Origin of the sequence: Bradyrhizobium sp. (assembly GCF_030646015.1) — a bacterium.
Taxonomy (GTDB): domain Bacteria; phylum Pseudomonadota; class Alphaproteobacteria; order Rhizobiales; family Xanthobacteraceae; genus Bradyrhizobium.
In genome coordinates, this window is record NZ_JAUSLT010000160.1 from 1 (window position 1) to 10,419 (window position 10,419).

General features: G+C 65.4%; 9 protein-coding genes. 6 read left to right on the forward strand and 3 right to left on the reverse strand.

Translation table 11 applies throughout. The features are described 5' to 3' along the window. The first annotated feature begins 46 nt into the window (after positions 1–46). The gene (locus tag Q7T45_RS23845; RefSeq protein ID WP_304874127.1) at positions 47–1,399 is read left to right on the forward strand and encodes a hemolysin family protein; all 1,353 of its coding nucleotides are present in this window, start codon (positions 47–49) and stop codon (positions 1,397–1,399) included. 72 nt (positions 1,400–1,471) lie between these two features. On the opposite strand, the gene Q7T45_RS23850 is transcribed toward Q7T45_RS23845, so the two are convergent. Continuing rightward, complete coding sequence (locus Q7T45_RS23850; RefSeq protein ID WP_304874128.1) at positions 1,472–1,750, reverse strand: BolA family transcriptional regulator; 279 nt, start codon at positions 1,748–1,750, stop codon at positions 1,472–1,474. A gap of 109 nt (positions 1,751–1,859) precedes the next feature. Here Q7T45_RS23850 and Q7T45_RS23855 point away from each other — a divergent pair, with 109 nt between their 5' ends. Further along, complete coding sequence (locus Q7T45_RS23855; RefSeq protein ID WP_304874130.1) at positions 1,860–2,516, forward strand: J domain-containing protein; 657 nt, start codon at positions 1,860–1,862, stop codon at positions 2,514–2,516. Positions 2,517–2,668: 152 nt separating this feature from the next. Here Q7T45_RS23855 and Q7T45_RS23860 read toward each other — a convergent pair whose 3' ends face one another. Then, positions 2,669–3,760 carry a citrate synthase/methylcitrate synthase gene (locus Q7T45_RS23860; RefSeq protein ID WP_304874131.1) on the reverse strand — a complete coding sequence of 364 codons (1,092 nt, stop codon included), beginning with the start codon at positions 3,758–3,760 and terminating at the stop codon, positions 2,669–2,671. Positions 3,761–3,832: 72 nt separating this feature from the next. On the opposite strand from Q7T45_RS23860, the gene Q7T45_RS23865 reads away from it, so the two are divergent. Continuing rightward, positions 3,833–5,053 (forward strand): citrate synthase family protein, encoded by a 1,221-nt coding sequence (locus Q7T45_RS23865; RefSeq protein WP_304874132.1) that lies wholly within the window; start codon positions 3,833–3,835, stop codon positions 5,051–5,053. On the opposite strand, the gene Q7T45_RS23870 is transcribed toward Q7T45_RS23865, so the two are convergent. Further along, the gene (locus tag Q7T45_RS23870) at positions 5,041–5,673 is read right to left on the reverse strand and encodes a DedA family protein (RefSeq protein WP_304874133.1); all 633 of its coding nucleotides are present in this window, start codon (positions 5,671–5,673) and stop codon (positions 5,041–5,043) included. The genes Q7T45_RS23865 and Q7T45_RS23870 overlap by 13 nt on opposite strands. 298 nt (positions 5,674–5,971) lie before the next feature. On the opposite strand from Q7T45_RS23870, the gene cobS reads away from it, so the two are divergent. From cobS to Q7T45_RS23885, 3 genes are all read left to right on the forward strand, one after another. Further along, entirely contained in the window at positions 5,972–6,970 is a 999-nt protein-coding gene (cobS, locus tag Q7T45_RS23875) for a cobaltochelatase subunit CobS (protein ID WP_370691348.1), read from the forward strand. Positions 6,971–7,117: 147 nt separating this feature from the next. Further along, positions 7,118–9,016: a cobaltochelatase subunit CobT gene (gene cobT / locus Q7T45_RS23880; RefSeq protein WP_304874135.1), complete on the forward strand. Its 1,899-nt coding sequence runs from the start codon at positions 7,118–7,120 to the stop codon at positions 9,014–9,016. Between the two features lie 3 nt (positions 9,017–9,019). Then, positions 9,020–10,081, forward strand: a complete 1,062-nt coding sequence (locus tag Q7T45_RS23885) for an esterase-like activity of phytase family protein (RefSeq protein ID WP_304874137.1) — start codon at positions 9,020–9,022, stop codon at positions 10,079–10,081. Positions 10,082–10,419 lie beyond the last annotated feature (338 nt).

Below are 10,419 nucleotides of genomic sequence, written 5' to 3' on the forward strand. Positions count from 1 at the left end.
TCTCTGCCGACCGTATCGAGCCTGACACCGGCCTCACAGGACCGCAATGACCGACACGATCGTCAATCTGCTGATTGCCATTTTCCTGCTCACCGCCAACGCCTTCTACGTGGCCGCGGAGTTCGCGCTGGTGAAGAGTCGGGGCTTTCGCATCAACGCGATGGTGGAGCAGAATCGCTTCGGCGCCCGCCTGCTGCAGCAAATGATGGGGAATATCGAGGCCTACCTCGCCTGTTGCCAGCTCGGCATCACGATGGCCTCGCTCGGCCTCGGCTGGGTCGGCGAACCCACGGTAGCGGCGCTGCTGGAGCCGGTGCTGGTTCCGTTCGGGATGTCGGACCCGGCGCGCCATTTCACATCGTTCATGGTCGGTTTCCTGGTGTTCTCCTCGCTGCACATCGTCGTCGGGGAACAGGTGCCGAAGACCCTGGCGATTCGCGAACCGGTGCCGGTCTCGCAGTGGATCGCCTATCCGCTCTATGTCTCCTTCCTGGTGTTCTACCCGTTGAACTGGCTGCTCAATGCGGCGTCGCGCTCGATCCTTCGGATGTTGGGCGTCAGGGAGAGCTCGCAGCATGAAATCCTGACCGATGTCGAGATCAGGGGGCTGGTGGAAATATCGGCCGAGCATGGCGAGATGGAACAGGGCGAGGCGGAGTACATCCAGAACGTCTTCCGCTTTGGCGAGTTGCAGGTTTCCGACGTGATGGTTCATCGCACCGAGATGGTGATGCTCAACGCCGACCTTCCGCCCGAGGAACTGGTGCGCGAGGTGCTGGCCACCGAATACACACGGATTCCGCTGTGGCGTGACAAGCCGGAAAATATCATCGGCGTGCTGCACGCCAAGGATCTGCTGCGGGCGATCCGTGCCGCCGACGGCGACACCACCAGGATCGATGTCGCGGCCATCGCGCTGCCGCCGTGGTTCGTGCCGGAGATGCGCCCGGTTGCCGATCAGCTGAAGGCCTTCCGCCGCCGCAAGACCCATTTTGCCCTCGTGGTCGACGAGTACGGCGAGGTCGAAGGCATGGTGACGCTGGAAGACATCCTGGAGGAAATCGTCGGCGACATTTCCGACGAGCATGACGTGGTGGTGGCCGGGGTCCGCGCCCAGCCCGACGGCTCGGTCGTGGTCGACGGCTCCGTCCCGATCCGCGATCTCAACCGCGCCATGAACTGGCACCTGCCCGACGAAGAGGCGACCACCGTCGCCGGCCTCGTGATTCACGAGGCGCGCTCGATCCCGGAGCGGGGCCAGAGTTTTACCTTCCACGGCTTCCGCTTCCGCGTACTGCGCCGCGAGCGCAACCGGATCACGGCGCTTCGGATCGTCCCGGTGCCGCGCGAGGCCGAAATCGAGGAAAAGAAGCCGAAGCGGGCGGGCACGTCGTTTTGATTCTTACCCTCCCCTGGAGGGCGAGGGTAAGAAAACTCAGCTGATGTACCCGAGCGCAGCGGCGCCGGGGGCCTATGCGCCCCCGGCTTCCCCTGGGGCCTGCGCCTTGATCGCCAGCGCGTGTACGGTATCGGCGAGTTCCGCCGCCAAAACCGCATTAATCATGCGGTGGCGCTCGATCCGGCTCTTTCCTTCGAACGCCGGCGACACAATATAGACCCTGAAATGCGTCTCGCCGCCCGGCCTGTGGCCGGCGTGGCCCTCATGCAGATGTGATTCGTCCGTGACGTCGAGGCTTTCCGGCGCGAAAGCTTCACGCAACTTGTTTGTGATATGGTCCTTGGTCCTCATGGCGGGGCAATACGTCCAGAGCCGTGTTTCGTCAATGGCGCGTCAAGAGAGCGAGGTATTCGCAATGTCAAGACTTGAAGCTTTTCGCATTGCGTTGTCATAGTCAGCCATGCCGATTGATTCATCCAAATTCTTCGACAGCATTCGCATCAAGCCCAACAAGCTGAGCGCGAAGCAGCAGGCGGCTGCGCGCGAAGAAGCCGCCATGTGCGAATGGCCGGAGTGCAAGAACAAGGGTCCGCACCGCGCCCCCAAGGGCCGCGAGAACTCGAAAGAGTACTGGCACTTCTGTCTCAACCATGTCCGCGAATACAATCAGGGCTACAATTTCTTCCAGGGCATGCCTGCCGACGCGGTCGCGCGCTACCAGAAGGATGCGCTGACCGGCCATCGTCCGACCTGGAAGATGGGCGCCAATGGCGGCAAGAAGAGCAAGGCCAGCGCCGAGGCCGAGATCGACGCCGCTTCCGACCCCTTCAGCATGTTCTCGGAGCTCAACGGCCGCGGCCGCTGGCGGCCGGGTCCCGGCGGCGCTGCCGGCGAGACCAAGGTCGAGACCCGAAAAATCTTCAACGCCGAGCGCAAGGCGCTGCAAGTGATGGGGCTCGGCCCCGAAGCGACGCTGGAAACCGTCAAGGCGAAGTACAAGGCGCTGGTCAAGCAGCACCATCCCGACGCCAATGGCGGCGACCGCTCCACCGAGGATCGCCTGATCGAAATCATTAAGGCGTATAATTATCTCAAGACGGTGGTGCGCGGCGTTTGAGCAGGCTCCTCATCCTGAGGAGCCGCGCATCTTTACGCGGCGTCTCGAAGGATGGCAGCAGGCAGTGTGCCCGATGGTTCGAGACGCGCGCCGGGCAGCGCAAGCGCCGCCCCGCGCACTCCTCACCATGAGGGAGCGAAGTCTTCTCCGTCTCAATCCGGCATCGGCCCGATATAGGCCGAGCTCGGCCGGATCAGCCGGCCGCCGCGCTGCTGCTCGCGGGCGTGCGCGGTCCACCCGGCGGCGCGGGCCATCGCGAATACAGGCGTAAAGGCCTGCCGCGGGATTTTCAGCGCGTCGAGCAGGATCGCGGTGAAGAACTCCACATTGGTGTCGAGCGGCCGGTCCGGGTTTTTCCGCCGCAGCGCCGCGCGGATATAGGCCTCGACTTCGCCCGCGAATGGCAGGTCGGTGCCGCCGCCGGCGAGCCGCTCGATCGCGCCCTTCAGCACGTCGGCACGCGGATCGCGCACCCGGTAGATGCGATGGCCAAAGCCCATCAGCCGTTCGCCGCGCGCCAGCGCGGCGTCGACCCATGGCTTGATGCGCTCACTGGAGCCGATCTCATCCAGCATTTCCAGCACCGGCTCCGGGGCGCCGCCATGCAGCGGTCCGGTCAGCGCGCAATATCCGGCCGTGACGGCCGCGAACAGATCGGCCTGGGTCGAGGCCACCCCGCGCGTGGTGAAGGTCGAAGCATTCATGCCGTGATCGCACACCGTGACGAAATAGGCGTCGAGCGCCGCCGCCTCGCGCGCATCGGGTTTGCGGCCCAGCATCATCGACAGCGTATCGGCGGCATGACTGGCATCTGGATCCGGTGCGATGGGGTCGCCGCCCGTGCTCCGCCGCACCAGCGCGCCCGCGATCACCGGCAATGCACCCACGATGGTGGCCTCATGCGGCAGCGCGTTTTCCGCGCGCAATCCGGCGATGGCGGCGCGGACACCATCGACGATCGACAGGCCGCGGGTAGCGCCGAGCAGGTCGGGCAGCCTGGCGAAAGCGCGTTGCCGGGCCGCGCCCAGGTTGGCGCGTACGCTGGCCTCCGCCACCGGCTGGCCGGTGCCGCCGCTCCATAGCCGCGCGGTCACCCCTTCAAAGCCGGTCTGGCGCACGAGGTCACCGACGCGTTCGCCGGCGATGATCAGTTCGCCGCGCTCGCCATCGACATGGCTGAGCACGGTTTCGGCGGCGGCAATGCCATCCAGCCCGATCGGGCTCCTGGATATCTGCAGGTTCATGGTCGATCTCCTCTGAGATCTCAAAGGTCGGCCCTCTCGACAGATTGATCAATCTTGATTATGTAAATCAATATGAAAAAATCCGCCGGCCTTTACTTGTCCGCCCGCGAGGCCTCGGCCGAGCTCGCGATCTCGCCCGCCACGCTCTACGCCTATGTCAGCCGCGGGCTGATCCGCTCGGAGCCGTCGTCGGATTCGCGCAGCCATCGCTACCGGGCCGAGGATGTCCGCGGGCTGAAGGAACGGCGCGCGCCGTCGCCGGAGCCGCGCGGCATGAAAAGTTTCGACGCCGATTTGCCGGTGATGGATTCGTCGATTTCGACCATCACCGAGGACGGCCCGATCTATCGCGGCGTCAATTGCATCGACCTTGCCGAAACCGACACGCTCGAACATGCCGCGACGCTGTTGTGGGACGTCACCGGCGTCGATCCGTTTGCTCCGGACAATTGCCCTGACGTGTCGGATGAAATGCGCGCGGTCGCCGACGCCGCGCGCAACGCCGCGCCGATCGACCGCACCATTGCCGTGCTGGCGCTGGCCGCCAGCGCCGATCCGCGGGCGTATACCCGCGCCGCCGACGGCCGCGCGATGGTGGGCGGTCGTATCCTTCGGCTGGTGATCGCGACCATGCTGAACCGCCCGTCGTCGGCGGCGCCGCTGCATCTCAAGATCGCCAAGGCTTGGGCGCCTGAAAACAAGCACGCCGCCGACCTGATCCGCCGGGCGCTGGTGCTGCTGGCGGATCATGAGCTGAACGCCTCGACCTTTACCGTGCGCTGCGCGGCATCGACCGGGCTCAATCTCTACGATGCCATGATTGCCGGCCTGGTGGCGCTGAAAGGCCCAAAGCATGGCGGCGCCGGGGTGCTGGCGGCGCAGCTCGTCAAGACGCTGGTCGATGGCGACGTGGCCCCTGTCATCCGCGAGCGCGTGGCGCTGGGCGAGCGTTTTGCGGGTTTCGGCCACGGCGTCTACAAGCACGGCGATCCACGCGCCCACGCGTTGCTCGATGCGCTGACGCGCGCGGGCGCGGCGCCGAAACTCACCAGAGAAATTCCGGAGCGGATCGCCGAGGCGACCGGCGAATTCGTCAATATCGACTATGCGCTGGCGGTGCTGGTGCATACGCTGGGTCTGCCGCCCGGCAATGAACTGGTGCTGTTCGCGATGGCGCGCACCGTCGGCTGGATCGCGCATGCCAGCGAACAATTGCGCCACGGCGGGCTGATCCGCCCCCGCGCGCGCTATATCGGCCCGGCCCCAGCCCGGCCAGCCGGTCACGACCGGTGACCGCGCCTGCTGATCCAGGCGGCCGTTGAGACGACCAGCGCGCCGCCGATCACCGTCAATATCCAGTAATGCTTGCCGATCCCGGTGTGATGCGAAATGCCGGCGTATTCGTGCAGCGCGGAGACCGCCAGCACCCCCGGCAGCACATGCGCGGCCGCCCATAGCAGGATCGCCGGGATGTTGACGGCATAGAAGCGCAGCGGCGGCATGCCGAGTGCGCCCGCCGTGACCGGCACGACGGCGCGGATCGGCGGCACGAAGCGCGCGAACAACACCGCCGGCGTGCCCCAGCGATGAAAGAACGCCTCGCTCCGGGCGATCAGGCCCGGATAATTCGAGAGCGGCCAGGCGCTCAGGATGTTGCGCTGGGCGCGATGGCCGATCCAGAACGCCATTCCGTCGCCCAGCATCGCGCCTGATATCGCGGCCGCCAGCACCGGCCCAAGCCGCAGCTCGCCGCCGGGCACCAGCGCGCTCAGCGCCAGGATGATGGTGGAGCCCGGAATCACCGCGCCCAGGACGGGAATCGCCTCCAGCAGGGCGGCCAGGAACAGGGTGAGATAGGCAAGCCAGGGATGCGCCGAGATCAACGCAATCCATGGATCGAGGAAGGAAGTCATGAAATCCCGGGCGTGTGCTGCAGTCGGTTGGGCCGCAGGTCCAGTATAAGCGATGGAAAGGCGGAAAAAGCCGCCGTTTCCGGCCTACGCCCACATTCGGCGGTTGAAAGTACGGCGTGATTCGCAGAGCAGCCTTCCAAAAACCGAGGCCAGCACCTATCTTGATGATAACGCAGCGGAACTTTGATTGAGTGGCGGGCTTCTGCCGGCCGTTGCTCTCTGATAGGTTTCTCAAAGCACCCATCCGCAGCCATTCGACAAATCTGGTTTCGGGAGCGTCCGAGACCTCGGAGGATTGATGACGACCGCCGCCATGACCAAAGTGACCGAGCCCGCAGGGATGCCCGACATGAAGGTGTCGGTTCGTCAGGTATTCGGAATCGACAGCGACCTCGAGGTGCCGGCCTATTCCGAGGTCGATCCGCATGTGCCGGATGTCGATTCGGATTACCGCTTCGACCGCGCCACCACGCTCGCCATTCTCGCCGGCTTCGCCAAGAACCGCCGCGTCATGGTCACGGGCTATCACGGCACCGGCAAGTCGACCCATATCGAGCAGGTCGCGGCGCGATTGAACTGGCCCTGCGTGCGCGTCAATCTCGACAGCCACATCAGCCGCATCGATCTGGTCGGCAAGGATTCGATCGTGGTGCGCGACGGCAAGCAGGTCACCGAATTCCGCGACGGCATTCTGCCCTGGGCGCTGCAGCACAATATCGCGCTGGTGTTCGACGAATACGACGCCGGCCGTCCGGACGTGATGTTCGTGATCCAGCGCGTGCTGGAGGTCTCCGGCCGCCTGACGCTGCTCGACCAGAACAAGGTGATCAAGCCGCATCCGGCGTTCCGGCTGTTCTCGACCGCCAACACGGTCGGCCTCGGCGATACCTCGGGCCTCTATCATGGCACCCAGCAGATCAACCAGGGTCAGATGGACCGCTGGTCGATCGTCACCACGCTGAACTATCTGGCGCATGACGAGGAAGTCGAGATCGTGCTGGCCAAGGCGAAGCACTACCGCAACCCGGAAGGCCGCGACATCGTCAACAAGATGGTGCGGCTGGCGGACCTCACCCGCAACGCCTTCGCCAACGGCGACCTGTCGACGGTGATGAGCCCGCGCACGGTGATCACCTGGGCGGAGAACGCCGAGATTTTCGGCGACATCGGCTTTTCCTTCCGCGTCACCTTCCTCAACAAGTGCGACGAACTGGAGCGGCCCTTGGTCGCCGAATTCTACCAGCGCTGCTTCAATGCGGAGCTGGCGGAATCCGCGGTGAACGTGGCGCTGTCGTAGTCGTCTCCTGACTGTCGTCCCCGCGAACGCGGGGACCCATACGCCGCGGCGGTTCAATAGAATGTTGGTGCTCGATAACGCGAAATAACGACCGCCGGTGGTTATGGGTCCCTGCTTTCGCAGGGACGACGGGCGGTGAAGGTGGCAATGACAACGTCCAACAGCAAATTCCGAACCGGATCGAAGGAAGCGCCGACCGAGCCGTTCAAGCGCGCGGTGACGTCGTGCTTGCGCGCGATCGCCAAGGCGCCGGAGCTGGAAGTGACGTTCGCCGCCGAGCGCCCGGGTCTCGCGCCCGGCAAGGCGCGGCTGCCCGAGCCGGCGCGCAAGATGACAAAACGCGATGCCGCGATCGTGCGCGGCCACGCCGATTCGATCGCGCTGAAGCTCGCCTGTCACGATCCCAAGGTCCATCGCAAGCTGATGCCGGGCAATCCGCAGGCGCGCGGCGTGTTCGAGGCGGTCGAGCAGGCGCGGGTCGAGGCGATCGGCGCGCGGCGGATGGCCGGCGTCGCCAAAAATCTCACCGCGATGCTCGACGATCATTTCCATCGCGGCAAGTTCGACGAAATCACCGACCGCGCCGATGCGCCGCTCTCGGACGCACTCGCCATGCTGGTGCGCGAACGCCTGACTGGCCTCGCACCGCCCGCGGCGGCCCGCAAGATGGTCGACCTGTGGCGTCCGGTGCTGGAAGACAAGATCGGCGCGCGGCTCGATCAGCTCAGCCGCGTCACCGAAGACCAGGCCAAATTCGGTGACGTGGTGCATGATCTGCTGTCGGCGCTCGAACTCGGCGACGACCGCAATGCCGACTCCGACGACGACGAGAACCAGGACGAGAATCGCGACGGCGAGAACGACCAGTCCGGCGCCGAGGGCTCGCCCGATTCCGACGCCGCGCAGGAAATGAGCGCCGACCAGGCGCAGGCCTCCACCGACGAGATGTCGGAAAGCGCGATGGAAAGCGCGCAGGCTTCCACGTCCGACACCTTCGACGACGGCGAACTCGGCGACGACGAGACGCCGGGCGAGGCGACGCGGCCGAATTCGCGCAGCGCCAACGAGCCGCGCGGCCCGGAATATCACGCCTTCGCGCCGAAATTCGACGAGGTGATCGCAGCGGAAGATCTCTGCGACCATGACGAGCTGGAGCGGCTGCGCAGCTATCTCGACAAGCAGCTCGCGCATCTGCAGGGCATCGTGGCGCGGCTGGCCAACCGGCTGCAGCGCCGGCTGATGGCGCAGCAGAACCGCGCCTGGGACTTCGATCTCGAGGAGGGCGTGCTCGATCCGGCGCGGCTGTCGCGCGTGGTCACCGATCCCTATCATCCGCTGTCGTTCATGAGCGAGAAGGAAGCGACCTTCCGCGACACCGTGGTGACGCTGCTCCTGGACAATTCCGGCTCGATGCGCGGCCGTCCCATCACGGTGGCGGCGACCTGCGCCGATATCCTGGCGCGCACGCTGGAGCGCTGCGGCGTCAAGGTGGAAATTCTGGGCTTTACCACGCGGGCCTGGAAGGGCGGGCAGTCGCGCGAGGCGTGGCTGGCGGCCGGCAAGCCGGCCAATCCCGGCCGCCTCAACGATCTCAGACACATCATCTACAAATCCGCCGACGCGCCGTGGCGGCGCGCGCGCAAGAATTTGGGCCTGATGATGCGCGAGGGGCTGCTGAAGGAAAACATCGACGGCGAGGCGCTGGACTGGGCGCACAAGCGCCTGCTCGGCCGCTCCGAGCAGCGCAAGATCCTGATGATGATTTCCGACGGCGCGCCGGTCGACGATTCCACGCTGTCGGTCAATCCCGGCAATTACCTGGAGCGCCATCTGCGCCATATCATCGAGGAAATCGAGACCCGCTCCCCGGTGGAGCTGATCGCGATCGGCATCGGCCACGACGTCACGCGCTATTATCGCCGCGCCGTCACCATCGTCGACGCCGAGGAACTCGGCGGCGCCATCACCGAAAAGCTCGCCGAGCTGTTCAGCGAGACCAATGGGACGGCGCCCACCTCCGGCCGCCGGCGCCGATTGCACTCGTAGCACATGCGCGCACCTCTCAGCCGCCGCCGCTTCCTGAAGTTGACGGCGGCGGGGCTTTCGGGCGCCGCGGTTACCCAGATCTCCGAGATCGCCCATGCGCGAGAGCCGGTCGCGCCGGATGAATTCACCGTCACGGCCCCTGTTGCGATCGAGGTCAACGCAAGGCCGATTCCTTCGTTCGATACCAGCGACAAGACGCGCGTCCGCTTCGGCGCGCTGGAATATCGCAGCGGGCTGATCCTGACCTCGCGTTTTCGCGGCTTTGGCGGGCTGTCGGGATTTCGGCTCGATCCCAAGGGCGAGCGCTTCGTCGCCGTCAGCGACCGCGGCAGCTGGTTCACCGGCCGCATCGTCTATAAGGGCCGCGAGATGACCGGGCTCGACGAGGTCGAGGCGGCCCCCTTGCTCGGCCCCGACGGCCGGCCGATCACCGCGCGCGGCTGGTACGATTCCGAATCGCTCGCGCTCGATGGCACGCTGGTCTATGTCGGCATCGAGCGGGTGCACCGGATCCTGCGCTACGATTTCACCAAGGGTTTTACACGCGCACGCAGCGAGGAGATTCCGCTGCCGCCGGCCTGGCGCAGGCAACTGCCGAGCAACAAGGGGCTGGAAGCGCTGATGGTGGTGCCGAAGGGACTGCCGCTGGCGGGCACGCTGATCGCGCTCTCCGAGCGCGGGCTCGATGCCGACGGCAACATCATCGCGTTCCTGATCGGCGGCAAGACGCCGGGCCAGTTCAGCCTGCGCCGCACCGATAAATTCGAGGTCAGCGACGGGGTGCTGCTGCCTTCCGGCGACCTGCTGGTGCTGGAGCGCAAATTCTCCTGGCTCTCCGGCATCGGCATCCGGATCCGTCGCATACCGCTCAAATCGGTAGGCCCGGGCGCATTGGTCGACGGCCCCGCGATCTTCGAGGCGGATCTCGGCCACGAGGTCGACAACATGGAAGCCATCGACGCCCACATGACGCCGGAAGGCGACACCGTGCTGACGCTGGTCTCCGACGACAATTTCTCGATGGTACAGCGCAATTTGATCCTGCAGTTCACGCTGATGGAGTGAGGTCCCTCTCACGCTCACCCTTCAGGGTGATGCAGGAAAACCCGATCTTCGGTTTTCCGACAGCCGAACAATTCCAGACATGCCAAAACATCCCGCGGCGCAATGCGCCCGAGGCTTTGCGTCGGGTTCGCCCTCTCTCGAGAGAAGAGGGCGCGGGGAAAGCCGGGTGCCGATCGCACCCGCGGTCGTGCACAAGAAGCGCACGAGTAGACCACAGGGCAACCGGATCAACCGGCTTTCCCCGCACGATGGGTTACGGCTTATACGTGATCACCCTGGTGACCGGGCTTTCTTGCCACCATCGCCCTGCGGATTGACGATGCCTGCGAAGCCCGGTT